23 protein-coding genes and 1 other RNA gene are annotated in these 24,645 nt (G+C 57.9%); 8 read left to right on the top strand and 16 right to left on the bottom strand.

Features of this window, described 5'->3' with window-relative positions; genetic code table 11:
• Window positions 1-137: 137 nt before the first annotated feature.
• Window positions 138-731 carry a flavin reductase family protein gene (locus IIY41_RS01770; RefSeq protein ID WP_058723196.1) on the top strand — a complete coding sequence of 198 codons (594 nt, stop codon included), beginning with the start codon at window positions 138-140 and terminating at the stop codon, window positions 729-731.
• 220 nt (window positions 732-951) lie between these two features.
• On the opposite strand, the gene IIY41_RS01765 is transcribed toward IIY41_RS01770, so the two are convergent.
• Together IIY41_RS01765 and IIY41_RS01760 are read right to left on the bottom strand one after the other, a co-directional pair.
• The gene (locus tag IIY41_RS01765; RefSeq protein WP_050004806.1) at window positions 952-1,281 is read right to left on the bottom strand and encodes a branched-chain amino acid transporter permease; all 330 of its coding nucleotides are present in this window, start codon (window positions 1,279-1,281) and stop codon (window positions 952-954) included.
• Complete coding sequence (locus IIY41_RS01760) at window positions 1,278-1,973, bottom strand: AzlC family ABC transporter permease (RefSeq protein WP_055079600.1); 696 nt, start codon at window positions 1,971-1,973, stop codon at window positions 1,278-1,280. Before IIY41_RS01760 ends, IIY41_RS01765 begins: the two co-directional genes overlap by 4 nt.
• Before the next feature lie 302 nt (window positions 1,974-2,275).
• Between IIY41_RS01760 and IIY41_RS01755 the strand changes: the two genes are divergently transcribed.
• The 3 genes from IIY41_RS01755 to IIY41_RS01745 all read left to right on the top strand — a co-directional run bounded on the left by IIY41_RS01755 (window position 2,276) and on the right by IIY41_RS01745 (window position 4,344).
• Window positions 2,276-2,803: a QueT transporter family protein gene (locus IIY41_RS01755; protein WP_009322170.1), complete on the top strand. Its 528-nt coding sequence runs from the start codon at window positions 2,276-2,278 to the stop codon at window positions 2,801-2,803.
• A gap of 106 nt (window positions 2,804-2,909) precedes the next feature.
• Window positions 2,910-3,569, top strand: a complete 660-nt coding sequence (locus tag IIY41_RS01750; RefSeq protein ID WP_055079599.1) for an HAD family hydrolase — start codon at window positions 2,910-2,912, stop codon at window positions 3,567-3,569.
• Between the two features lie 133 nt (window positions 3,570-3,702).
• Window positions 3,703-4,344, top strand: coding sequence for a lactate utilization protein (locus tag IIY41_RS01745; protein WP_287399390.1), 642 nt, complete (start codon window positions 3,703-3,705; stop codon window positions 4,342-4,344).
• A 63-nt stretch (window positions 4,345-4,407) separates the two neighbouring features.
• Here the strand turns inward: IIY41_RS01745 and ssrS are convergent.
• Together ssrS and IIY41_RS01735 are read right to left on the bottom strand one after the other, a co-directional pair.
• A non-coding RNA gene (gene ssrS / locus IIY41_RS01740) (6S RNA) lies at window positions 4,408-4,613 on the bottom strand.
• Between the two features lie 7 nt (window positions 4,614-4,620).
• Window positions 4,621-4,959: a DUF1292 domain-containing protein gene (locus IIY41_RS01735; protein ID WP_242853454.1), complete on the bottom strand. Its 339-nt coding sequence runs from the start codon at window positions 4,957-4,959 to the stop codon at window positions 4,621-4,623.
• A gap of 284 nt (window positions 4,960-5,243) precedes the next feature.
• Between IIY41_RS01735 and IIY41_RS01730 the strand changes: the two genes are divergently transcribed.
• The 3 genes from IIY41_RS01730 to IIY41_RS01720 all read left to right on the top strand — a co-directional run bounded on the left by IIY41_RS01730 (window position 5,244) and on the right by IIY41_RS01720 (window position 8,159).
• Window positions 5,244-6,026, top strand: coding sequence for a peptidylprolyl isomerase (locus IIY41_RS01730; RefSeq protein ID WP_055079598.1), 783 nt, complete (start codon window positions 5,244-5,246; stop codon window positions 6,024-6,026).
• Between the two features lie 177 nt (window positions 6,027-6,203).
• Window positions 6,204-7,742, top strand: a complete 1,539-nt coding sequence (gene cls / locus IIY41_RS01725) for a cardiolipin synthase (RefSeq protein WP_050004811.1) — start codon at window positions 6,204-6,206, stop codon at window positions 7,740-7,742.
• Between the two features lie 12 nt (window positions 7,743-7,754).
• Complete coding sequence (locus IIY41_RS01720; RefSeq protein ID WP_009322164.1) at window positions 7,755-8,159, top strand: DUF3842 family protein; 405 nt, start codon at window positions 7,755-7,757, stop codon at window positions 8,157-8,159.
• 88 nt (window positions 8,160-8,247) lie between these two features.
• Here the strand turns inward: IIY41_RS01720 and IIY41_RS01715 are convergent, their stop codons facing one another.
• From IIY41_RS01715 to IIY41_RS01670, 10 genes are all read right to left on the bottom strand, one after another.
• The gene (locus IIY41_RS01715) at window positions 8,248-9,435 is read right to left on the bottom strand and encodes a coenzyme F420-0:L-glutamate ligase (protein ID WP_050004812.1); all 1,188 of its coding nucleotides are present in this window, start codon (window positions 9,433-9,435) and stop codon (window positions 8,248-8,250) included.
• A gap of 255 nt (window positions 9,436-9,690) precedes the next feature.
• Window positions 9,691-11,016, bottom strand: a complete 1,326-nt coding sequence (locus IIY41_RS01710; RefSeq protein ID WP_055079597.1) for an ADP-ribosylglycohydrolase family protein — start codon at window positions 11,014-11,016, stop codon at window positions 9,691-9,693.
• Window positions 11,017-11,309: 293 nt separating this feature from the next.
• Window positions 11,310-12,650 (bottom strand): ADP-ribosylglycohydrolase family protein, encoded by a 1,341-nt coding sequence (locus IIY41_RS01705; protein WP_256291190.1) that lies wholly within the window; start codon window positions 12,648-12,650, stop codon window positions 11,310-11,312.
• Between the two features lie 50 nt (window positions 12,651-12,700).
• Window positions 12,701-13,984, bottom strand: coding sequence for a DUF4434 domain-containing protein (locus IIY41_RS01700; protein WP_287399384.1), 1,284 nt, complete (start codon window positions 13,982-13,984; stop codon window positions 12,701-12,703).
• Window positions 13,985-14,063: 79 nt separating this feature from the next.
• Window positions 14,064-15,002, bottom strand: coding sequence for a ribokinase (locus IIY41_RS01695; protein WP_117473239.1), 939 nt, complete (start codon window positions 15,000-15,002; stop codon window positions 14,064-14,066).
• Window positions 14,999-15,841 carry an AAC(3) family N-acetyltransferase gene (locus tag IIY41_RS01690; RefSeq protein WP_287399383.1) on the bottom strand — a complete coding sequence of 281 codons (843 nt, stop codon included), beginning with the start codon at window positions 15,839-15,841 and terminating at the stop codon, window positions 14,999-15,001. Before IIY41_RS01690 ends, IIY41_RS01695 begins: the two co-directional genes overlap by 4 nt.
• 3 nt (window positions 15,842-15,844) lie before the next feature.
• Complete coding sequence (locus IIY41_RS01685; protein WP_287399381.1) at window positions 15,845-17,431, bottom strand: DUF4127 family protein; 1,587 nt, start codon at window positions 17,429-17,431, stop codon at window positions 15,845-15,847.
• A 19-nt stretch (window positions 17,432-17,450) separates the two neighbouring features.
• A complete protein-coding gene (locus IIY41_RS01680) occupies window positions 17,451-18,314 on the bottom strand; it encodes a carbohydrate ABC transporter permease (protein ID WP_082052126.1) in 864 nt (287 codons plus the stop codon).
• Window positions 18,304-19,245 carry a carbohydrate ABC transporter permease gene (locus tag IIY41_RS01675; protein ID WP_287399379.1) on the bottom strand — a complete coding sequence of 314 codons (942 nt, stop codon included), beginning with the start codon at window positions 19,243-19,245 and terminating at the stop codon, window positions 18,304-18,306. Before IIY41_RS01675 ends, IIY41_RS01680 begins: the two co-directional genes overlap by 11 nt.
• Before the next feature lie 142 nt (window positions 19,246-19,387).
• A complete protein-coding gene (locus IIY41_RS01670; protein WP_009322153.1) occupies window positions 19,388-20,731 on the bottom strand; it encodes an ABC transporter substrate-binding protein in 1,344 nt (447 codons plus the stop codon).
• A 314-nt stretch (window positions 20,732-21,045) separates the two neighbouring features.
• On the opposite strand from IIY41_RS01670, the gene IIY41_RS01665 reads away from it, so the two are divergent.
• Complete coding sequence (locus tag IIY41_RS01665; RefSeq protein ID WP_154523609.1) at window positions 21,046-21,945, top strand: AraC family transcriptional regulator; 900 nt, start codon at window positions 21,046-21,048, stop codon at window positions 21,943-21,945.
• Between the two features lie 120 nt (window positions 21,946-22,065).
• Here IIY41_RS01665 and IIY41_RS01660 read toward each other — a convergent pair whose 3' ends face one another.
• Together IIY41_RS01660 and IIY41_RS01655 are read right to left on the bottom strand one after the other, a co-directional pair.
• Window positions 22,066-23,247: a M20 metallopeptidase family protein gene (locus IIY41_RS01660; protein ID WP_009322151.1), complete on the bottom strand. Its 1,182-nt coding sequence runs from the start codon at window positions 23,245-23,247 to the stop codon at window positions 22,066-22,068.
• Window positions 23,248-23,274: 27 nt separating this feature from the next.
• Window positions 23,275-24,612 carry an NCS2 family permease gene (locus IIY41_RS01655; RefSeq protein WP_050004821.1) on the bottom strand — a complete coding sequence of 446 codons (1,338 nt, stop codon included), beginning with the start codon at window positions 24,610-24,612 and terminating at the stop codon, window positions 23,275-23,277.
• Between the last annotated feature and the right edge of the window lie 33 nt (window positions 24,613-24,645).

Genomic DNA, 24,645 nt, shown 5'->3' with positions numbered 1-24,645 from the left:
TACTCACCTCCACGTGCTCTGTAGTGTGCCTGCTTCCTCAAGCCCATTCTAACAAATTTTGAATTGCTGTGTTAGAGGCACTTGTGTTTCATCCATTTTGGTGCCTTGGAGCGCAGCGGAAAGGAATGGTCATAGCCATGAGCAAGCAGGTCTGGAAAGGCTCGGCGCTCGTCGCGCCCGTGCCGCCCGCGCTGGTAAGCTGCGGTACGCTGGAGGCGCCGAACGTGCTGACGGTGGCGTGGACGGGCATGCTGCAGTCACAGCCGCCCAAAACCTATATCTCCGTGCGGCCGGAGCGGTACAGCCACGGCCTCATAACGGAAAGCCGGGAATTCGTGATCAACCTGCCCACCGCCGCGCTGGTGCGCGCCATCGACTATTGCGGCGTCCGAAGCGGGCGGGACGAAAGCAAATTCGAAGCCATGCACCTTACTGCGCTTGCCGCTTCGCAGGTTTCCTGTCCGTTGGTGGGCGAAAGCCCCGTGAACCTGGAATGCCGCGTGACAGACATTGTAAAGCTGGGCGGCTCCCATGATATGTTCATTGCGGACATCGTTGCCGTGAACGTGGACGAGGAGCTTCTGGACGAAAAGGGCAGGCTGCGCTTGGCCAAGGCGGGCCTGTGCACATATGCCCACGGCGAATATTTTGCACTGGGCAAAAAAATCGGCGATTTCGGTTTTTCCGTCAAGAAAAAGAAGAAAAAGCCCCAGTACGACAGGCGGAAATAAGGCCGTCCGCCTGTGCAAAGGCAATTCCCTGTTCACCTGAAAAGAAGAAAAAACGCGCCCCGGTACGGCTGAAAAGCGATACCGGGGCGCGTTTTATATGCATGCTTCAACCGCGCGGCGCCGTTTTTCCGCCGCCCGGAAAGCACAGGCGGAATTGAAGCGCCGCTTGCTTTGCGAAGGAAAACATTTCTGATGCAAAGCAGCGTTCGTTCCGCAGCTTTCAAACAAACACAAGCTGCACCAGCAGCATGTACAGTACCGTACCCACGCCCACGCTCAAAAGCGTGTTCTTTTTCCAAACATGCAGGCCCGCCGTCGCCGCCACGGCGATCAGCTCCGGCAGGCCGTAGGGCGCGGCCGCCGGCTGCACATCCTTCAAACAGTACACCACCAACAGGCCCATCACAGCACAGGGCAGCACCTTTCCCAGATATGCCACGATGCGCGGCGCCGGTTTCCCCTTGGGAAACAGCCAAAACGGCAGAAAACGTGTGAACACTGTACCCAGCGCGATTATCCCAATGGTGATCAGGCTTTGTGCCGTCGTCATCGTACCGCCCCCTTTTTGTCCAGTGCGGGCCGCATTACAAGCAGCAGCAATACAATAAGCGCCATCGCGGGCAGAATAAAATTCCCCGCCCCGAACAACGCGAGGCACAGCACCGATGCGCCCAGTCCCACCAGCGCCGGGCGGTGCTCTCTGTCTTCCATCCACTGGCCTGTAAAAATGGTAACGAAAAGCGCCGTCATCACAAACTCAATGCCCTTTGTACTGACAGTGAGCACGCGGCCCAGCAGCCCGCCCAGCGCGGACGCCGCCACCCAGTAAAATTGGTCCAGCAGGGACACCCAGAACATGAACCAGCCGCGGTCCACGCCTTCGGGCGGGCAGGCGGACACATTGACGGAGAACGTCTCGTCCGACATTGCAAATACCAGATACGGCGTTTTCTTTCCCGCGGCACGGTACGGCTCCAGCATGGATACGCCGTAGAACAGGTGCCGCGCGTTTACCATCAGCGTCAGAAAAAACGCGCCCGCAGGGTCGAATGCCGCACCCAGCAGAGGCACTGCCGCATACTGCATGCTGCCCGCGTATACCACCAGGCTGATGAGCGCCGGATACCAGAACGGGAACCCCGCGCTCTGCATCAAAATGCCGTACGCCAGCCCCAAAAACGCATAGCCCGTCAGCACGGGCAGCGTGTGGGGAAACGCCGCCCGCAATGCTTTCCTCTTCATAATCTCTTGCCCTCCCCGGACCGCGCCAAACCGCGCCGCCCTTCGCATGCCCTTTTTCGGGCACATATTTGGAAATAATTGTAGCACAGCGCGCAGGTTTGTGCTATACTATGCGTTGCGGCCCTGCGCCGCACAGCAGGCCGTTTTGCGCCGCGCTTTTACAGGCGCGAAACAGCCTGACGGGCAACTTAGAAGGCTGTGCCTTCCGTGGGATTTTGTGCCCGCCGCGCTTTTGCGCGGACCACCCCTCCGGCCCGGCGGCACCGGTGGGGTAAAATACTGCCGCTAAGGAAAACTGTACCATGAAAAAGACAAAAACCAGAACCATCGTCCGCTGCGCGCTCATTGCGTCGCTCTACACCGCTGTGAGCCTCGTGCTCGCCCCCATCGCCTTTGGCGCCGTACAGGCCCGTGTGAGCGAGGCCTTCACGCTGCTGCCCGTGCTTGTGCCGGACGCCGTTGTGGGCGTCACGCTGGGCTGTTTCCTCACGAACCTTGTGGGCGTGTTTACCGGGGCAAACGTGCTGGGCGCGCTGGACATCGTATTCGGTACCGCCGCCACGCTCACTGCCGCGCTGTGTACGCGCCGCCTTGCCCGTGTGCGCCTCAGGGGCCTGCCCGTGGCCGCGGCTGTGCCGCCTGTGCTCATCAACGCCGTTGTCGTGGGCGCAGAGCTTGCGTGGGCGTTCGGCCCGCGCACCTTTGCGGGCTTTTTGCTTCAGGCCGGCGGTGTTGCGCTGGGGCAGCTCTTCTCCTGCTTCGCGCTGGGTCTGCCGCTGGTGCGCATCATTGAAAAAACGCCCGCACTGCGGGCGTGGTTCCGGGATTGAACGTTTTTTCCGCTTGTTCCGCGACAAGAGCTTATCCTGTCGGCCCGTATGGCCGAACCGACGGCCCGCGGCTGTTTCGCATTTTTACCGACCAAGGAGTGAGACCATGCCTGTTTTCGACACGGTCCTGTGGGATTGGAACGGCACGCTGCTGGATGACGCCGCGCTGTGCTGCGAGCTTTTGAACACGATGCTTGCCCGCCACGGTTATGCGCCCGTGGGCAGCATGGAAGCCTACCGGCAGGTCTTCTGCTTTCCCATCGAGACCTATTACCGCCGGGCGGGGTTCGATTTTTCCCGTCATCCGTTCGCCGCACTTGCGGATGAATACATGCGGCTGTACACGCCCCGCAGCCTTGACTGTCCACTGCAGCCGGATGCCTGCGCCGTGCTGGACGCGCTGCGTGCGCAGGGCATGCGCCAAGTGATGCTCTCCGCCTCCAAACGGGAGAATCTGCAGCAGCAGGTGGAGCATTTCGGCCTGCGTTCCCGTTTCGACACGCTGCTGGGCCTGTCGGACATTTATGCCAAAAGCAAAACGGAAGTGGGCCTGCGCTGGCTGCGGGAAAGCGGCGCGGACCCGGCCCGCATCATGATGGTCGGCGACAGCGAGCATGATTTTGAAGTGGCCCGTGCGCTGGGCGTACGCTGCGTGCTGTTTTCGGGCGGGCACCAGCCACGGGAAGTGCTGGCCGCAACGGGCGCACCTGTCATCGACGCGCTGGCGCAGCTTTTGCCTCTGCTGGCACAGCTTGCGGCAGAATAACCGAAAACGCCGCTGTCCGGGTCGATCCCCATCCGGACGGCGGCGTTTTTTGTGGCGCGCGGTGCGGCGGCGTGCTATACTGATGGTGTACCCGCCGCCCGCCGGGCGGCTCAGACGGAAAGGATGGGATAGGATGAACGAAGCTCTTGCTTATGTGGTTGCGCAGCGCATGGAGCGCACTGCCGCCGCGTTGCGAAAAAACAACATGGAGGCCTATTGCGTCAAAACGGCCGACGAAGTGGTGCCTCTTGTCAAAACGCTGGTGGCGGAAGGCGCGACCGTTGGCGCGGGCGGCAGCATGACGCTGGAGGAATGCGGCGTGATGGATCTGCTGCGAAGCGGCGCATACCATTTTCTTGACCGTGGCGCTCCCGGCCTGACGCCGGAGGACATTGGGAAGATCTACCGGCAGATCTTTTCCGCCGACTGCTATTTTGCCTCCGCCAACGCCGTCACCGAGGCGGGCGAAATTTTGAATGTGGACGGCAACGCCAACCGCGTGGCCGCCATTACCTTCGGCCCCGCCAGTGTTATCCTCGTGGTGGGCTCCAACAAAATCGTGAAAGACCTTGCCGCCGCCGACGCCCGTGTCAAGGCCGTTGCCGCGCCGGCAAATGCCAAACGCCTTTCCTGCAAAACGCCCTGCGCCGTTACAGGCCAGTGCGAAAACTGCCAAAGTCCCGGCCGCATCTGCTGCACATACGTGCTGCACCGCTACCAGCGCGTGCCGGGCCGCATCAAGGTCATCCTCGTGGGCCAGGAGCTGGGCTACTGAACCCGAACCTCAACGGCAAAAAGGGCGCGTGCTTTTCAGCACGCGCCCTTTCCTGTTTTCAATCAGTAACCTGCCCTGCCGTCTGCGCCACACCAAAACCTACCGAAATGGCAGGTGGGTGCCCTGCCGGAGTTTCACGCTCCCTTCCTCCGCTTGCGGCCAAGGCCGGGCGGGAGGTCTGCGATCCCCTCACATAGGACTCCGGGCTCCCTTTAAATGGTTAGTAGGATTAAATATATGGCGCATCAAATCGCACAGGGCAGGCTGCCTGCCGGTTTATTGGCCGCCGTTGAGGTCGATGTCGTACAACTCCTCCAGACGGCGCGCGAACATGTCGCTCACCTCGTAAAGCTCCTCATCGTCATCCACAACGTCCAGATATTCTTCGCCGTCCTCTTCGCCCACGCGCATGATGATGAGGTTTGCGTCCTCCTCCAGCTGCTCCGTGGAATCCTCGGCATAGGGCACCACCGCCAGGTAGCGCTCGTCGTTGTAATCGGCGGCGTCGATCACTTCAAAGCTGAACTCCTTGCCGTCTTCATCCGTCAGGGTGATGAGGTCCGGGGAGTAATCGTCCAGTTGTTCGTCCTGAGGCATGGGAATGATCTCCTTCACTGCTCGTCGTTCCTGTTTCTGTTTTTATTGTACCCAATCCGGCGCCCGCCGTCAAGCATGCCCCGTAAATTTACAGTTCATTCACTTCTTTCCCTCCGGGTTTGTGATAAAATAATTTCAAAGCCAAAGCCCGCGCGCACATGCCGTGAACGCGCTTTGCGCTGCGGCCTGCAAGCTCCGTTCACACTGCCGCGCAGGGCGGCGGAGCGTAAAAAACATTCTTTTATCTTTATCCGGTATCCGGGCGTTTGCGCCCGGATACCGCCGCACAGGGGGAAACAGCCTTGACCAAACGTATCTTTATCACCTTTTGTGCCGCAGCCGCGTGCTGCGTGCTGCTGGGCGCCTGCGAAAGCGGGAGTCTCGCTGCCGCCGCGGGCAAGCGCACCCGTCCCGCAGACCTTGGCGAGCTCCAGTTCATCACGCCCGCCGAAGGCGACCCCATCGCTACGCTCTCCACAACGCTGGGCGATATTTCTTTTGTATTGTACCCGGATATCGCCCCCATGGCTGTGGAAAATTTTGTCGGTCTGGCCCAGCAGGGCTATTACAACGGCCTGTCCTTCCACCGGGTGATCGAGGGCTTTCTGGTCCAGACAGGCGACGCCACAGGTACCGGCGCTGGCGGCTCCACCATTTGGAACGGAAATTCTTATCCCAACGAGATCTCCGACCGTCTGCACCATTATGCCGGTGCCGTTGCCATGGCGCACGCCCCGGACGGTGCTTCGGGCAACCTGAGCCAGTTTTATATCGTGCAGAGCGCCCAGGATTCCGTGGATAAGACTCTGGCCAAAACGCTGACCGAGGCAGGTGTGCGCGAGGCCGTGGTAACCGCCTATCAGGCCGTGGGCGGCGCGCCTTATCTTGACAACCTGAACACCGTGTTCGGCCAGGTGTACGACGGCATGGACGTCGTGGACGCCATTGCCGCCGTGGAATGCGGCGAAGACGACCGCCCGCTGGAAGACGTCATCGTCAACAGCGTTACCATCGGCACTTATTCCGCCGCGCAGAGCGGCAGCACGCCCGCATCCGGCGCATCCGGTTCCGACAGCGCCGCCTGAATCGCCCCATACAAACCTTACAAGGCGCGCTCCGCATTGCGGGGCGCGCCTTTTTACCGGCAGTTTTCCCGGTCACTCCCGGCAAAGCCTACTGCATTACTATTTTTTTTGCGCGAAATATGGTACACTATAAAGCATCGGGACAAGCGCTCTCTTGCGTCTGTGTGGAGGTACGGTGTGAAAAAGATACTCAAATTTCTGCTCTCCCGGACATTCCTGTTCGGGCTTCTGATCGCATGCCAGGTGGGACTTTTTGCGGCGCTCATGCTGGTATTCAGCCGCGCGGGTACGGTGGCTTACATCATCCTCACGCTGGTCAGCGTGCTGGTGGTCATCGCCGTGATCGAACGCGACAACATCAATCCCGCTTACAAAATCATGTGGCTGCTCATTGTGGTGGCCCTGCCCGTTACAGGGGCGGTATTCTACCTGTGGTGGGGCAACCAGGGCGTCACCCCCAAAAACGCGCGCAAATTTGCAGACATCGAACGGGCCGCGTCCGCCGCCATGGTGCAGGACGATGCGGTAACAGAGGCCCTGTACGCCCGGGAGCCCGCTTTTCGCCGCAGTGTGGAATATCTGTCCCGCAACGCCTCGGCCCCTCTCTACTGCAACACGCAGAGCGAGTATTATCCCATGGGGCAGGATTTTTTCGCCCGTTTTCTGGAGGTCATCCGCGGCGCGAAGAAATATATCTTCATGGAATATTTTATCGTTGAAGAAGGCGAAATGTGGAACGAAACGCTGGCCGTGCTTAAGGAAAAAGCCGCCGCGGGCGTGGACGTGCGCCTGATCTACGACGGCTTCGGTTCCATGTTCACACTGCCCGGTGATTATGACGAAGAGATACGCCGCGCGGGCATCAAGTGCCATGTATTCAATCCGCTGCATTTTTCGCTGCATATCTCTGACTATAAAATGCTCAACCACCGAGACCACCGCAAGATCACCGTCGTGGACGGTGAAACAGCTTTCACCGGCGGGCTGAACTTTGCGGACGAGTACATCAACCGCAAGCAACGCTGCGGCGTGTGGAAGGATACGGGCCTGATGCTGAAAGGGCCGGGCGTTTATCCGCTTACCGTAACATTTTTGAAAATGTGGGACTTTGTGGCGGGCACCACCACCCCGTACACCGATTATATGCCCCTGGGCGAATACGAAGCGGACGGCTATGTGCAGCCCTATTGTGATTCTCCGCTGGACGGCGAAGCCGTGGCCGAAAGCGCGTATCTGAACGTGCTTCAGCACGCGCGGGATTATGTGTACATCGTTACGCCCTACCTGATCGTGGACAACGAGATGGTCACCGCGCTGTGCCTTGCAGCCAAAAGCGGCGTGGACGTGCGCATCCTCACGCCCGGTGTGCCGGATAAATGGTATGTGTATTATGTGACGCAGAGCTATTATCCGCGCCTGCTGGAAGCGGGTGTGCGCATTTACGAGTACACCCCCGGCTTCGTGCACGCAAAAATGTATGTCAGCGACGACCGCGAGGCCATTGTGGGCAGCGCCAACATGGATTACCGCAGCCTGTACCTGCACTTTGAAAACTGCTGCGCGTTTTACGGCGGCCACATGGTGCGGGACGTGCTGGAAGACGTGCGCGCCACGCTGGCTGAAAGCCATGAGGTAACGATGGCGGATGTGCTGCGCACGCCGCTGTACAAATGGCTGGCGCAGGTGTTCCTGCGCTTCTTCTCGCCGCTGATGTAAGGAGGACGGAATATGGATATTGTTATCATCGACGGGCAGGGAGGCGGCTTTGGCCGCGCGCTCATCGAGGCGCTGCGCGCGGGCGGCGTGACGCAGGAGATCGTGGCGGTGGGCACCAACGCGCTGGCCACCAGCGCCATGCTCCGGGCGGGTGCATCCGCCGGAGCCACGGGAGAAAACGCCGTGATCGTGAACGCCGCGCGGGCGCGTATTCTGGCGGGTCCCATCGGCCTTGTGATGGCAAACAGCATGCTGGGCGAATGCAGCCCGGCCATGGCCCGCGCCGTGGCGGAAAGCCCGGCTCACAAGGTGCTCATCCCCGTTGCCAAATGCGGGGCGCACATTGCGGGCCTTCCGGAAAAGCCGCTGGCCCAATACATAGCGGATGCCGCAGAGCTGATTCGCGGCCTGCTGTAAGGGCATGCCGCCCGGATGTGCGCCGGGCGGGCAAACAGCCCCGCAACAGAAAAGCACCCCCATCCTCGGATGGGGGTGCTTTTGCGATTTATACGGCAAAATTGTCGAAATAGCCCTGGATGAGGATGATGGGGGTCCCCTTGTCGCCGGAGCCGGAGGTCAGGTCGCACAGGCTGCCGATCAGGTCTGTCAGGCGGCGGGGCGTAGTGCCCTGGCTGGACATTTGGCCCTTCAAATCCGCATTTTTGTGGGAGATGCTGTCCTTGATGGCGCTGGTCAGCGCATCGCCGGAAAGAGAGGCAAAATCGTTGTCCGCCAGATACTTCAGCTTCAGCTCATTGGGCTGGCCCTCCAGGCCGCTGGTGTATGCGGGGCTCACGACAGGGTCGGCCAGCTCCCAGATCTTGCCCACGGGGTCCTTAAAGGCTCCGTCGCCGTACACCATGACCTCGATCTGTCTGCCCGTGGCGCTGCGCAGGCTCTGTGCAAGCGCGTCCACAAAGCTGCGGCAATCGCGCGGGAACAGCTTCACGCTTTCCTCCGTGGCCTTGTTTGAGCCCAGCAGGCCAAACTGCTCGTTGTACCCGCTGCCGTTCACCGGGGCCGTCATAAGGTCGCTCAGCAGCAGCACCTTTTCCGCGCCCGCAGCCAGCAGGCGGCGCCTGGAGCGCTCGCGGGTGTGGATGTCGCAGCACAGCACATTCTTTGTATACGGCAGCACGGCGCGCACGTCGTTTCCGAACAGGAATACCGGCTCGCAGCCCTCCGCACGGAACAGGTCTCCGTAATACTCCACATAATCCACACCGGTGAAGGGATGCTTCTCATAGCCGAACAGCTCGCGGTATTTCGCCTCGTCCAGCACGTCGCTCCAGGGGTTTACGCCCTTTTCATCCAGCAAGTCCTCGTCGAACAGATGGTTTCCAACCTCGTCGGAGGGATAGCTCATAAGGATATACACTTTTTTAAAAGCCTTTGCAATGCCTTTCAGGCAGATGGCAATGCGGTTGCGGCTGAGGATGGGAAATGTGAGCGCCACCGTATCGGCGCCGAATTTTGCGCGGCAGTCGGCGGCGATGTCCTCCACACCGGCGTAGTTCCCCTGGCTGCGTGCCACAACAGCCTCTGTAACAGCCACGATATCGCGGTCATGGAAGGTGAGGCCCTGCTCTTCACCGCAGGCGAGGATGGCGTCGGTGACGATTTTGACCAGATCGTCGCCCTCACGGACGACCGGGCAGCGTACGCCGCGCGAAGTGGTGCCAACAGTTCTCATTTGTACTAACCCCTCTTTTATTGATGTAAAATTGCAACACAAAAAACGGCCTTGCCTCAAGGCCGTTTTATATTATATCCCAAACTGTACTGTGCGCACAATAGCAATTTGCAAAATCAGCAGAAATACTCATCTTCCGGGCGAATCCCGGCGTTCAGCCGTTTGAACGGCCATAGAAAACCGGAAAAACGGGGCGAACGCCTGCAACAGCGGCAGCCTCCCCGTTTTTCCGGCGGCATGTTCCTAAGGCGGCGGTCACAGCCGGGAATGCACTTTGTGTGCAAGCGCGGAATACCGCTTGGCCATATCCCGTATCGAAAACGCCTCCGTGTTCTTCAGATAAGTATCCATACGGTCGTGAAAGCACTCGTACAACTCCGGGGCGATCGCTCTCTTGCCCAAAACCGCGCCCAGAATGCTGCCTGCGGAGGCGGCGGTACAGTCGCTGTCAAGGCCCATCGCAACAGTCTGGGACAGTCCCCGCATCAGGTCTCCCTCCGCCAGCTTGAGGCCAAACACGATCAGACACAGGTTGTTGTTGGTGTGAACGGCATGCATTCCCGCGAACCGTTCATCCACCAGCCGGCGCGCATCGCCGTGGCCGCGCACCGCGCCGCAATGCTCCAGCGCCCAGTCAAGGTCCCGGTAAAGCAGGCACTCCCGTGGGATCTCCGCCATGCCGGCCCGCACGGCGTCCAGGGGGTCGCTCACAGCAAAAGCCGCACTCTGTGCCGCCGCCAGGAACATCTCTCCGTAAATACCGTTGCGCCTGTGGCTCAGGCGGGCGTCTCGCCAGGCCATTTCTGCCGCCAGCTCCGGCAGGCCGGCCGCTGCCCAGCCAAATCCGTCAGAACGGATGGCGGCGCCGATCCACTGGCAGAACGGATTGTCCCTGTCCGCAGCCTCCCGCGCCGGCACGCCTTTTTTCAGGTTGTCCAAAGCGGCCTGCTCCGCCGTACAGGCAACGGGAAGATATTTTTTCCATGCCTCCCCAACGTCCTCGGTCGTAAAATCAGGCCCGTATTCTTCCAAAATCAGCAGCGCAAGCTGTGTATAGGCCAGGTCGTCATCTACCGGAGCGGACCGGAGCGCGCATTTCCGGTATTCGCCGCGCTGACGGCCGTAGCAGTTCCAAAGCTCCGGATTTTGCACTTCTTCCCAATAGGAAACCGGCGGGAAGGGCTTGCCGATGTACTCGCTCCATGCACGCATGCTTTCCACCGAGAGCCCTTCTACGGGCACGCCCAGCAGACAGCCAATGATGCGCCCCAGCAGCGCGCCCTCCAATTTGTCCATCCAGATATCCTCGGGCGGCAGCGCCTCCCACAGGCGGCGCTGCGCCGGTGCACGCAGCGCGCGGATGGCGTCCAGTTCGTTTGGTTCACAGGCAGACAGAGCGGCATCGTCCGGCAGCTCCTGCAGAAGCCGGACCGTACAGCGCATGGTCTCCGTCAATTGACCGATCAGTGCGGCGGCGCCTGTTTCCGCTCCTTGCTCGCATTTCAATCTGGCATATTCCCGCAGGGGTGTGCTCAGCGCGTCCAGCTGTGTGAAATCAGGGTATTTTACAATGGGGTCCATATCAAAACACCTTTCGCAGTAAATAGCCGGGCAGCCGACAGAAAAAGGCTGTTTTCCCTTAGTCGGGAATGCCCGGTTCTTCCTTCAGTACAATAAATATACAATAATAAACAGCCCAAATCTATGCAAAAAAAGGATAAAATCATGCAGTTTCGCGCAAGTCCCGCCCCCACTGCGCGCCTTGCAGAAAATTCCGCCGGAGCGGATAAAAAAACCCTTTATGCCAACGCCGCGGCATAAAGGGCACGGGAGCGGCAGCCTGCCAATCGGACGGAGATGAACCGGGCGCGCACTCAGGCAAGCGGTGCTTCCGGCTGCCGAACGCGCTTGTACAGCAGCTGCATGCGCTTTGTCAGAGCCTGCAGATCGGTCTCGTGAAAATTCCCCATTGTCGTGTGTATCGTATTATTGAACTGCGCATACCAGTGTTCAGGCAGGCCATCGGCGAAATAAGCGCCCAAAATGGAACCGCAGCTGCAGGCAAAGCTGTCGGAATCGTTTCCCTGCGCCACCTGCATGCCGATTCCCTCCTCAGCATCCCGGGCAAACTTCAGGGTATTGATGACTGTGCCGATCTCCTGTACGACCTGCCCCGCTCCAAACGCGCCGTATTCGGTATGGACCGCGTTATAACCATCTTCGAAAGAAGCGGCGTCATCCACCATGCGCAGGCAGGTGGAAGCCTGTTCGTAAAATCTGCTGCGCTGGGGAACATACTGCAGCGCGGTGACGACGATCTCCTTCCAATTTTCCGCAGTAAACGCGGCGGCAATTGCCGCCGCAACAAACATTGCACTGTATACGCCGGTTTTCCGGTGTGTAAAGGATGCGTCACGGGATGCAAGCCGTGCGGCAAGCTCCGGGTCGCCGGGACACGCATAGCCATAGGCATCCGCACGAATCATTGCACCGCAAAGCTCCTGGCCCGGATTCAGCCGCACCGCCCAATCGTCCATATCATAAGGCAGATCGGGCGCCAAAACCGCAAGGCCGGCGCGCAGCAGCACCGTCCTCTCGGGGCCCCAGCACAAATAGATCGGAAGGTTCTCCAGCCAAAGCTGACGCATGTCCTCGTGCGAAAAATCCCTTCCCCGCTTTTCAAGCAGCAGCATGCCCATGATGGTATAGGTGATGTCGTCATCGGACGCGGCATAGCGCACTCTTCCTCTGGTCGTTTCCACCCAGGATGGGTTCCGCCTCCCCCACGCCGTAAGCATCGCATCGCTCACATAATCCCGCAGAGGCCATTCTCCGCTTGCCTGCGCGGCGGCGCGGATATCCTCGAGGCCGCCGTAGGGAGCCTCCTCTAGGGGCTTGCCCAGGATACATGCGCAGACCGAAGTCAGGAACGCGGAGCGGACGCGCGCCTCGATCTCCCCATCGGAAAGCAGACGGGACGCTTCCCGCCTGCGCGTTGGGTCACACGCCGCCATCACGCTTTCCAGGTCGTCCGGCTCCTCGTACGGCCAATCCTGCCGTATGGGCGCCTCTTTGATGCGCTGTGAAAGCGCCAGCAGCGCGTCACAGCTGCCGGACGCCTTACCCAGAAGAGGCCGCAGCGCTTCCACATCGTATCCCTGCTTCCGGCGTTCTTCCAATTCCGCCGCAACGATGCGGCCGAGTATCTCCTTCATACTTTTCCCTCCGATTTTGTCCGCCGGGCCTCTTTTTCGAGCCGCGGAAATCATTGCTGTTTTTCCCCATATCCCCATGCAGCACGGCGCGCCTGATAATATTGTAAATACCGGGCATACAATTCTTTTGCGGGCTCCCCTCCCAGAGAAAAGCGGGAGGCCGGATGGTTCATCAGCCCCGTATACTGGTAGCCGTAGCACTGCTCCAGAGCGTCATATTGACGGATCTCACGAAGCAGCGCTTCCATCGTCTTGGGTACAAGCCCATCCTCAAAGGGCTCCCGGAACATCTCCATATCCACCCACATGTGCGTGCCGCATTCGTCGCAGATCTGCTTCATCTGCACGACATTCAGATGTTCCGGATCGCGCGCAAAAGCAAACGGGATCAAAATATCAATAAAGGGCAGGATGGTTTTCCATTCCTCCGCATAAAGATGGAACCGTACATTATTGGGCGCAAAAGCCACCGGTTTTGTGGGAGCAAGTTCCTGTACAAAAGTACGGAACTCGTGAAAGAACACGGCAAGCTCCTTCCAGCGCTCTGCGGAGTGCGGCATGTACGAATAATACAGGTCTCCCATGATCTCTTCTGAAACATACCAGCCATAGAAGGACGCATGGCCTCCATACCGCTGAAAGAGCTCCCGTGCAACGCGCCTGTGCCACTCCAGCGACTGTTCCGAAAAATCAAACCAGGCGAACAGGCCCACACCCAGCAGCACATGCATCCCACACCGGTCAGCGGCCCGCAGCACCGCCTCAATGGGGTCCCGCGCGGCAAGCGGCATTCTTTCGGGATAGAGCCCGGAAGGATAAAATGCCCGGCCGTCATAGCTCCCGCAGGTCATCTCATGGCGGCCCACATAATGGGAGGAATCAAATACATTCTGGATCACAACGCCCCGTATTCCAAGAAGGGACATCTCCTCGATATGCCGTTCGAAATCCTCGTCCCGCATTTTTTTGAGTTCCGAATTAAAGAACACCGCTTCCTGTTCGCTCCAGTGGCAGATGGATATCCAGCAGCCGTCGATCAGGCCTGTGGCGGGCACACTGCCGGGAACGACCTGATACGGCGCCGAGCTTGTCTCCACCTCCTTCTCTCCCCTGTAAAACCGGAAGCGCAGCTCCACATCGCCCACAGCCCCCTTCAGGCTGTAACGAAACACCGATGTTTTTCCCGGCGTCAGCTTCCGCGTGCAGCCCAACAATATGCATCCGCCCCGGAGCACGTCGATCTGCAGGGCATCCGCCTCATGGGAAAATACGCGAAATTCCGGCTGGACCTGTTCGGATACGCGCACCGCCGGGATCACTGTGACTGTGTTCATGCCATTCGCCTCTTTCTTCCGTCATCTGGCGGCGCCTCCGGCAGCCCTTTTTTCCATGGACGCGCCGTGCCAATGCCTGTCAAAGCGCCGCGGCTCCTGTTCCCCGTAAGCTCTCCAGTGGTTCCCCCTGCGCCGCGCTGAAATCCAATACTTCCCTCCATGTGGGAATGCTTGCCGAAGCGCCTTCCCGGCTTACTGCAAGCGCAGCCGCCATACTTGCGCAGCGCAGGCATTTTCCCGGGTCAAACCCGCGGATCATACCTGCCAGAAAATACCCTGTGAATGTATCTCCCGCGGCCGTTGTGTCCACGACCTTCACAGGATATGCCCTCTGGCGGAGCAGCACGCCGCCCTTACGGTACAGCGCGCCCTCGCCTCCCACGGTAAGAACGACAGCCGCGCGGGGAAAACGTTCCGCAAGCGCCGCCAAAACCGCTTCGTTTTCGTTTGCCGGAGTGCCCGACAAAAGCCCTCCCTCCGTCTCGTTGACGAACAGCACGTCCGCCAGTGCAAGCACATCCTGTGTCAGGGAACCGTCTATGGGCGAAGGATTGAACGCGACCGTCATTCCCTTTTCTCTGGCCTGTTCCATTGCATAACGGACACAGGATGTTTCATTCTGAAGCAGCAGCAGATCACCGGGGCCGTAGTCCTTTAAAAAAGCGTCCACATCCTGCGGCCGGGTCATCCGGTTTGCCCCACCGTACACGATGATACAATTCTGTCCCGCACAGGACTGGATCACGGCATGCCCGCTCACCGTTTCCAGAACGCGCAGATACGTCGTGCCGGCGCCCTCAGCCTTGAGCAGCGCGTGAAATTCCGTCGTCTCCCGCCCCACTGCTCCGGCATGCTCCACAAAGATACCCGCCCTTGCCAGCGCGACAGACTGGTTCAGCCCCTTTCCTCCTAAAAACTGGTTCTGTTCCTGTGCGCTGATGGTCTCTCCCTCGCGCACAAAGTGCGCGACTTTATACACCTTATCCAGGTTGAGAGAGCCAAAGTTCAATATTTTCACGACAGTTCCTTCTTTCCTATCAATTTGTCCGCTCCGCAGAGCGCCCTTTTGCCGCACGGTAAAAGGCAGATTAAATACCACTCCGGCGGGACGGGCGCGCCGCTGCCGAAAAGATCCGGGTCTTTTTTCAGCAGCTCCAGCGTAACGGCCAGCAGGTCTTTGCCGCGGAACAAAAGGCATTCGGCATTGCCGAACGGGACGCGCCGCAGTATATTCCTGTGAAACATCACCGGTTCAAGCTTGACGTAATGGTCCGAATTGGCGTTTTGATGGCGGCGGGACGGCACGGAAAGCAACCGCCCGCTTTGATCGCGCACAAACAGCGGATGATGCTCTGCTGTAAGGCGGCCGGGCACGTTTGCGATCTCCTCGATGCAGTGTACGCTGGTGTTGCAGGCAAACGTGACCCCCACCATCATCACCTGCGCGTTTTGCCGCAGCAGCTCGCCGTAACAGGAGCCGGGCGCACAGGGCGTATCGAACCGCTCCTGCCCTTCTGCAAACGCCTGTGCCCGGGGCCCGTAAACGCACAGCGAATGCGTGGGGTGCAGCGTCCGCACCACGCCCTTCCGCCGCCGGAACAGATCCGGCAGAAGCCCGACGCAGGGCTTTGTTTCCCGCACGTCAAACACGGGGTTTTCATCGTTGACATTGCTCCAGGTGTGACAGGGAACGATCAGCAATCCATTTTTCATGTATTCCATCAAAGCGTCCAGCACCGTGTCGGCGCCGTTTTCCACGGGGCCGATCTTTTTCATTGAAAAATGGCACAGCAGCATGCCGTGCGGGTCTATACCCGCACGGTCCAGGTCCTCAAGCAAAGCGGCTTTCGTGATCATGCGTCATTCTCCTGTATCTGTCTTTTCCTTAGTACCTTCTGCGCGGAGCACTTCTTCCAGCCGGACATGCAGCCGGATGTAAAAGATTCCGTCCCACTGGAATTGCAGCGTGTCCACAATGGGACGGCGGCCGCGTATCCCGGCCGTAAACTTCTCGTCCAGAAGCGCTTGCAGCCCATGCCTGAAATATTCCGCCGCATCCCCGTAATGCCGCCCTAGCGCATAAGGGTCTACCGTGCCCGCAGTCTCCGCAAGGTACCTGTGCAGCACATTGGATTGATACAGCCAGTCGCTGGCAAGACGGCTCGCCATGAACTCCTCCGACCGCCGGAGCTGCTCCGGCCTGCCGCAAAAGCCATTGTAATAGCTCGCGATCACAAGCTGCGCCAGCACGACGCCAATGGTATTCTGCGCGGTGTTCCAGCCTCCCACAGCGGTCAGGTAATCATAGGTTCCGGTCAGCAGTCCCAATTCCATGCAGTCGTTTTCGCATCCATTGGCTACCGATACCTCCGCCAGGCCCACCGGACGGCCGTATTCCTCATGATAATAGCGCATATAACGGAAAAGCTCATTCAAATTCAGATGCGTGGAAAAGGTGAGGTCCTTTGTATATTGCTCGACGGATTCAATCATATGCTTTCCCGGGCTGTTTACAGCCAGCATGCAGTCGGAATCACCGGGCGCATCCAAAACTACGCCTCCCAGAGAGGTGATCTGCGCTTTTATTCCCTCCTGCAGCGGCCGGTCCTCATAGCGCGGCACAATAAACGGGCCGTACACGGAGGAATATCTTACGTAAATGCGCGGGCGGTAGTTTTTGATCTGGTTGAAAACACGGGCAAACAGCACGCTTCCCACCTCGTCGGCCCCCGGATATACGAAGACGCGGTCCGGCAGCCGAAGCTCGCGCACTCTCTTTGCAATGGCCATCTGGTCCAGCGCCGCATACCCGTACTCGGCGGTATCGTCCTTTGGGACGGTAAGCACATCGAATACACCGTCCCGCACCAGGTCCACACACGCAAGGTTGACCGCCCGGTCCACCGCGCGGCGCGCCAGAAAATCGTCCAGAACGCCGTCCGGTATCTCGCGCCGGAGCGCGGCGCATTCCCCGCGCTCCGCCTCATCCGCCTCTCCCCGCTCGGCCTTGTCCGTCAGGCATGCATAACGCCATATTTTTCTTCCGTATGACGCCCAGTAATCCGGGTCCTCCGCGGCGCTGTCATATGCCGCCACCCGCGCCACCAGATTGAACGCATGAATGGAAAGCTCCGGGTTTTTCCGCTTCAGTTCGGTGAACCGGGAGAGCGTTTCTATGCATGCCTCCAGGGGGCGGTGATGCGTTCGGGAATTGATGATATTGCCGTAAACCAGCGTATCCACGGAAAGGATGGCGTGGCTGCATTGCCCCGCATTCTCGAAAAGCCAGGCCCAGAGCGCGTCGATATCCGCCGGCTTTTTTTTGAAGCCCATCCAGCCGACGGGCGGTTCCACCAGAGCGACGTCCTCTGTCATGCCTGCCAGAAGCGCGGGGAATTCATAATTACAGGCACGTTCGTCCAGCGGAACATACAATATCCGATTCATAAAAGCACCCTTTCCGGCATCAGCCCTTTACACCCGTTACCGTGATGCCTTCGATAAAGTATTTTTGTGCAAAGAAAAACAGGACGATCATCGGGATCGTAAAAATAGCAGAAGCCGCCATCAGAATGCCCCACTGCACATAGTGCTGCTGCAAAAAAGCCTGCAGGCCAATGGAAAGCGTGTAGCTTTCCTGACGGTTCAGATACAGCATAGGACCCATAAAATCGGACCATGTGTTGATGAAAGTGAAAATAGCGACACTTGCCATTGCAGGTTTGCACAAAGGCAGCATGATCTGTGCAAAAATGCGCACCTCTCCGGCGCCGTCGATCTCCGCGGCTTCCAGCAGGGAATCCGGGATGCTCTTAAAGAACTGGCGAAGCAGAAAAATGTAGTATGCGCCGCCGAAAAACGCGGGCACCACCAGGGGCGCGATGCTGCCGATCAGCCCCAGCTTGTTCCATATCATATACAGCGGGATCAAAGTGACCTGATATGGGATCATCATCGTGGCCACGATGATCGGGAACAAATATTTTTTCCCGTTCCACCGCACCTTCGACATGGAATAGGCCACCATCGCGGAGGATATCACGGTTCCCACAACGCACAGTGCGGTGATGACGATGGTATTCCACGCATAGCGAAGGAACGGTATCTGCGTAACAGCCAGAATATAATTGTCGAAGTGCAGCTTTGTCGGAAAAATAGTACGCTGATAAACCTCTTCCATGGACTTCAGCGAAGTAAGCAGCATCCATGCAAACGGTACCAGAAAGACGACGGACAGCGCCACAAGCAGAAATACCGTGACCGCCTTTCCGCACAGCTTGCGCCGCCTGATGTTTTTGTTCGCACGCGCGAGAGAAGCATTATTCTTCACCGTAGCTCACCCACCTATCCTGCGTTTTAAAAACGACTGCAGTCACAACGGCCACAACAACAAACAAGATCCAGGCCATCGCGGACGCTTTGCCCATTTTGAAAAGGTTGAATGCGTTCTGATACAGATACAGCGCATAAAACAGCAGGGAATTTTCAGCGCCGCCGCTGACCACGTTCAGACCGCCGCCCGTGGAACTTCCGATCATCAGATATGCTTGTGTGAAATACTGAAAATTGTTGATGATCCCCATGATCAGCTGGAAAAAGATCGCAGGAGAAATTCCGGGCAGAGTGATGTAAAAAAAGCGCTTCAAAGCATTTGCGCCATCGATCTCGGCAGCCTCATACAAAGTGCGGGGCACGTCCTGCAGCGCCGCCAGAAAGATGATCATAATACTGCCGACACCCCACACGCCCATGATCAGCAGCGCAGGTTTCGTAAAACGCGGGTCGGTCAGCCAGTTGGGCTGGTACAGCCCCAGTTTCTGCAGGATGTTGTTCAAAAGGCCGTACTGCGGGTTCAAAATCCACAGCCACAGCATGGAGGATGCGACAAGCGGCACGATGCTGGGAAGATAAAAGAACGTTCGGAAAATGGGCATGGCACGCACCTTCTGGTTCAGAAGCACCGCCAGAAGCAGGCCTGCCACGAGGCACAGCGGCGTGCCCAGAACCGTCATATACAGCGTATTGCCCAGGCTTTTATAAAATTTTTCATCCTGAAACAGCGCCGAATAATTTTCAAACCCTACAAATTTCGGCGTTTGGAACATGTTGAAGTCTGTCAGGCTGTAATACACCGACATGATGATGGGATACAGGCTGAACGCCAAAAAACCAATGATCCAGGGCAGCGCGAATAAAATACCCGCCGCTGTATGATTTCTACGTTTTGAAGCTCTGCTTTTGATGGCCCTGTGTTGAAGCATGATGATATCCACCTTTCAAGAAGCTATGCAATATAACATGTGTAAAGGGGCCTTTACATGCAAGGCCCCTTTACGAACAGTTAACTGTGCATTCGTTCCTACAGAACGAACCTGTTAACAAACAGCAAATATATGCGCACCACTACTTGAACAGTTCAGAGCCCTTATCATAGATGTTTTGCAGCGCCTGCTCCGGAGTCTGCTTGAGATTGAGCGCAAGCTCTACCTCTTCCTTGATGATCGTATTGTACTCGGTGCTCTGCGGCACGTTGGGCAGGGCAAACAGATTTGGGCTGGCGGCCAATTCGGCGAACACGTCGCTGTTGTAGCTGCCGTTTACAAACTCGTCGCTCTCCAGCTGTGACAACAGCGAAGGGAATCCGCCGTGGGACACGCTCTGAAGCATCGTTCCCTCCGGGCCGCAGATGAAGGTGAGGAAATCATAGGCGCCGTCCGGGTTTTTGCTGTTGCTGGGGATATAGAACATGGACGAGCTGGCAATGCCGCGTCCTTTCAGCTCTTCATGGCCTTCCGGATAAGGAATGAATGTGCAGCCGTAATCCACATCCACCTTAAAGGTATCGTTGATGTTGGCGCCAAGCCAGTTTCCGTCCACGCGGAAGGTCTGCTTTCCAGCCAAGAAGGGGTCGGTGGGGTCCAGATATTTGCCTGCGGAACCAAATTTGGCTACGTTTTCAACGCCGAATTTCTCACGGTACATCACCGCATATTTCAAAGCCATGAGGTTGCCTTCGTTGTCGGGCGACGCAGGCTTTCCGTTTTCATCGTACCAGCCGCCGCCCAGCGCCGCCGCAAAGTTGTCTGTATAATAAACAGAGGGAAAATCCGGATAGCCCATCACGTCAATCGTTCCATCCGGATTGAGCTTTGTGGTGTTGACAGCCATCTCATACATTTCTTCCATTGTTTTGGGCGGCTCGGTATAACCTGCTTCAGCCAGCAGCGTTTTATTGTAAAACAGCGCCATCAGGTTCATGCCGGCGGGCAGCGCGTAGGTTTTCCCCTCATATTTGCAGGCTTCCAGCGTGGAGGGAATGATGTCGGACAAGTCGGTATTGTTCTTGGCAATATAGTCATCCAGCGGGAGCATGATGCCTTTCGAAGCATACGCGCCGATGTTGTTTGTAAAGTCATCCGTAATGTCGGGTCCGTCGCCGGATTGAATCGCTACCATGATTTTCTGAGAATCCGGTACGGAGAGGGCCTCCACATAATATTTATCGCTCTGCGCGTTGTAAGCCGCCACAGCGTCATCCAAGTATCCGGCTTCTACACCGGTCCACAGATGCCAAAGCACGACCTTCTCCTTCTCTGTTTCGGGAGCTGCAGGCTCTGCCTGTCCCTCTGACGAAGCAGACGGTGCGGAAGAACTGCCGTTGGCACCGCCGCAGGCTGTCAGCATGCCGCAGAGCATTGCACCGGCGAGGCCCAGGGCCAACACTTTTTTGATCGACCTTTTTTTCATGAAACTCAACCTCCATTTTATATTTGAATCCGGCTTTCGCCGAATCAATTTTGAGGGTCGTGCTTTTCGCAGCCGAGCAAACATTTTTTGGTCTCCGGCCCTAGATATGTACTCCGCCGGATGCGAAAACATTCGTGCCGCACTGCGGCTCCTCTCCCGCTTCCCCGTCCTCACCCGTTTGGCGAAATGGATTTTTCCGACAAAAAGGTAATTTTTTCAGCCTTGAGCGGTATCTTTTCAAATTCATTGCCATCCCAGCAAATTCAGTATACAATAGCTGATGAGGCAAATCCACGCAAAATGGAGGCAAAATTATGCAGATTCAATCAAGCTGCACAGAAAGCATCGCAGACAAGTTAAAAGTTCTGTACGAACATACCGTTTTTGAAAAAGGCGATCCATTCTTTTTATGGCCGCAGAATTCCCCCGGCAAAATGGACACCCACGCAAGGTATTTGCATTATCACAACGAACTTGAACTGGGCTGGTGCACGGAAGGCAGCGGGATATTTTTTGTGGAGGATAAGGTCATCCCATTTCAGGCTCCCTGTGCCTCGGTCATCTACCAGGGGCAGATCCATATCGCCCAGAGCAATCCCGATAAGCCCGCAAAATGGTATTTTATCAATGTCGATGAATGCATTCTCAGCGCCAAAGATGACGAATCCCTTACGGCGGGACATATCGGCGCCCCCATACTGGATGACTCCACTGCCGAGGGCCGCGATATCCTGACACTCGTTCAGATGATGGTGGATGAATTGCAGGCCAAAAGGCCCGGCAGCCGCCAATGCGCAGAGTGGCTGGTGAGAAGCATTCTATACAAGCATGCACGTCTCTCCGACCACCGCCAGGTTGCCCCTTGGCGTCTTGCCGAAGTCTCACCTGCAGTGACCTATGTTTCCAACCATTATGCCGAGCCTTGCCCGATCGAAACGCTGGCACAGCTCTGCAATATGAGCGTATCGACCCTGCGTCGAAAATTTTACAGCGCATTGGAATGCGCGCCTTCCGATTATATCCACCGCGTCCGCATCGGAGCGGCAACGGTAATGCTTTCCGCCGAGAATAAATCGATACTGGAAATATGCCACCAAGTGGGCTATATGTCCCTGTCCAGCTTCAATCGCCAGTTTCGCAAGCTGACGGGCGAAAGCCCGCGCGAAATGCGCAACCGCATGCGAAAAAAGCAGACATCCCCCCTTCCGGAGTGAGCCGGTACAAAAGCTGCGCCCAAGCCATTCAGCTAAGGCAAAAGCATCTGTCTCCGGCGTTGCTCCCCATACGAAAAAGTGCGTTTCCCGTTTGGGAAACGCACTCATTTTTTCAAAGCCTCAGAGCGCCTGTAAACAGCATCGGCCGCTCAGCAGAGCGACTGTATACTCCATGCCGTAAGCCAGCGCGTCTTCGTCCAAGCGATACCGGGCATTATGATGGGGAGCATCGCTTCCCTTTTCCGGGTTTGCCGCGCCCAGCTCAAGGAAAAAACCCGGGCACACCTGGTCGTAATAGCAAAAATCGTCTCCCGGCGCGATCGGTGAAAGCTCATGCACCGCCTGCGTGCCAAAGGTTTGCGCAATCATATTTCGCGCCCAGCCGGTCAGCGCCGGATCGTTGCGGATGGAATCGTACCCGCGCACATATTCCACCTGCACATCCGCCCCTGCCGAGGCGGCAATGCCTTCGCTGATCTCGCGGATACGCCGCTCGGCAGTGGCGCGCACCCGCTCATCGTAGCTGCGCACCGAGCCGGTCAAATGCATGCTGCCGGGTATAATATTGTAGGCCGAGCCGGAATGGGCCTGGCATACCGAGAGCACCGCCGGGTCGCTGGGCCGAAGCGAACGGGAAAGCACGGTCTGCAGCGCAAGGATGATTTGTGCGCCGGTCACAATAGGGTCTATGCATTCCTGCGGCATGCTGGAATGTCCGCCGCGGCCGGTGATCTCGATCTCAAAACGGTCCGTGGCCGAGGTGAGAACGCCGCTGCACACGCCGAAGCTGCCCGTGGGCAGCGTGCTTGTGAGATGCAGACCGAACACCTCGTCCACACCCTTCAGCACGCCGGCGCGGATGACTTCCACCGCACCGCCGGGAGGGGTCTCCTCCGCATGCTGAAAAATAAAGCGCAGTTCCCCGCACAGCTCCTCCCGCCGGCGGCACAGCAGCCGCACGGAATTCAGCAGGATAGCCGCATGCCCGTCATGGCCGCAGGCGTGCATCACGCCTTCATTGCAGGAGCGATAATCCAGCTCGTTTTCCTCGCGGATGGGCAGCGCGTCGATGTCCGCACGAATGGCGAGGCAGCGGCCGGGCCTTCCGGTGCGCAGTACCGCCATCACACTGGTGGGCGTAGGACGGCTGAGTTCCAGCCCTTCCAGTTCGCACAGCGCCTGCTCCAGATAATCCGCTGTCTTGTATTCCCGGAAGGACAGCTCGGCATGCCGGTGCAGCCAGCGTCTGTCCTCGATGCACTGCGGCAGAAGCTCCAATACCTGTTGATGCAGATTTTTCATAGCCAACGCCTCGATTTCTTGCAGTGATCAGAAAATAAAATACAGTACCATAAGCACGCCAAGCACCCAGGCGGGCCACTGCGGGACGTACTTCGCATCGCGGTTTACAAGCGCGCGGATGACGCTGACCACCAGATAAGTGAACATGCCCAGCGCGATGCCCGCGACATAGTCGCCTTTATAGGCAGTCACCAGAAGCATGACGGCCACAGGCAAAAATTCAGAGCCCGAAAAGTCTACGTCGCGCAGTGTTTCCAGCATGGAGATGCCCACCACGATCAGCGCGCTGCCGGTTGCCGCGCCGGGAATCATGAGGAACAATGGGCTGAACAGCATGCACAGCAGGAAGAAAAACGCGGTGCTCAGGTTGGAAAGGCCCGTGCGGCTGCCGCTCTCAACCCCGGCGGCGCTCTCCGCAAAGCAGCTCACGGTGGTGATGCCGAACAGGCTTCCCAGGATGGTAGCGCTGGAGTCCACCAGGAACACCTTGCCGAAGGCCGGGAAATTCCCGTCCTCATCCAGCAGCCCCGCTTTGCCCGCCATGGCGAGGCCCGTGCCCAATGTGCCGAAGAAATCGTTAATCAGCAGCATGATGATGAACGGAACAAAACTCAGTTTGAGGGCGCCGAGAATATCCACCTGGAACGCCACATTGCCGATGGATGCCAGCGCACCACGGGTGAAGATATTTTCGGGCAATACCGTAACGCCCATGGGGATACCGATGATCGTTGTAAGAACAATAGAGATCAGCAGCGCGCCCTTGATTTTATAGGTGCGGCCGTTGACCGTGATTTTGAGATACGTCAGCAGCAGGGCGATGGCCAAACCGATCAGCCCCAGCTGCACGCTTTTATCGCTGAAATTGATGAAGCTGCCATCCTCACCCGCAGCGGCCAGGCCGCTGGTATTCAGGCCAATGCTGGCAATCAGCAGGCCCACCGCGCCGCCGATACCGATCTTGATGTTTTTGGGCAGACTCCGTGCAAACAGGTCGCGCAGTTTGAAAACAGAGATCAGCAAAAAGACGATGCCGGAAATTGCCACCGTGCCAAACGCCTGGCCGTAAGTAGCCTCGCCGCTGGCCACCATCCCGGCCACCAGGTTCGGGATAACAAGAACAGGCGCCAACGCGATGGGCGCGTTGGCGACCAGGCCCATGGCGATGCAGGAAATGGCCGTGATAAGCGCGGTGCACAGCAGCACACCCGTCAGGTCAATGCCCGGCACCGCGGACATCGCCCCGGTCATGTAGGCCAAAATATAGGCCATGGTGGCAAAGGTCGTGGCGCCGCCGATCAGCTCCGTGCCGATGGTGGAGCCTCGCTGGGAGATACGAAAGTACTTGTCCAGCTTGGTTTTCATACAGATTCCTCCAGTTTCTCAGTTGTTTTATTT

The sequence above is a fragment of the Ruthenibacterium sp. genome (genome assembly GCF_017421385.1).
In the GTDB taxonomy this organism is placed as follows: domain Bacteria; phylum Bacillota; class Clostridia; order Oscillospirales; family Ruminococcaceae; genus Ruthenibacterium; species Ruthenibacterium lactatiformans.
Note: the sequence above shows the minus strand (reverse complement) of the source record. Positions and strands in the feature narration are given on the sequence as shown.